Source organism: Paenibacillus sp. KS1, from assembly GCF_001680695.1.
In the GTDB taxonomy this organism is placed as follows: Bacteria; Bacillota; Bacilli; order Paenibacillales; family Paenibacillaceae; genus Paenibacillus_B; species Paenibacillus_B suaedae.
In genome coordinates, this window is record NZ_MAIS01000290.1 from 1 (window position 1) to 581 (window position 581).

Here is a 581-nt window from a genome sequence, read left to right on the forward strand (position 1 = left end):
AAATCTTTGTCGCTCGTCCAATCCGTATAAGAGAAGTGGTGGAAAAATTTTGATTTCCGTGTAATTATGAAAGTGGAGAACATTCTTCTAGCAGCCGGAGGAGCGTATATTATCCAAGATTAAGATAATGAAGAAAAGGGGAGCATTTATGATAGCACTTAAGGAAATAGATCGTAGTAATTTTTTTGATGTCATTAAGTTGAGTGTCGCTGATGAACAAAGTGAGTTTGTAGCAACAAATTTGTTTTCGCTCGCACAGGCTAAGGCATTCCCAGAGTGTGTCTGCTTGGCTATTTATCATGATGAAGTTCTAGTGGGATTTACGATGTATTGTATAGATGAAGAAGATCATGAATATTGGATTTATCGGTTAATGATTGATACTAAGTATCAATCAAATGGTTATGGGAAGGCTGCTATGAAGCTGCTCATTGAAAGGATTAAAGAAGACATACAGCATCGGGTTATATACATAAGCTTTGAACCGGAGAATGCTTGGGCAAAACAGCTATATGAAAAATTAGGATTTACAGAAGATGGCCGAGTAATAGATGGGGAAATCGTTTATAAACTGGAGTATT

Annotated in this window: 1 protein-coding gene; it reads left to right on the forward strand. The window is 36.7% G+C overall.

What is annotated here, in order from left to right; genetic code table 11:
- Positions 1-148: 148 nt before the first annotated feature.
- On the forward strand, positions 149-581 hold a 433-nt coding region (locus BBG47_RS28355), incomplete at its 3' end, for a GNAT family N-acetyltransferase (protein ID WP_065294491.1).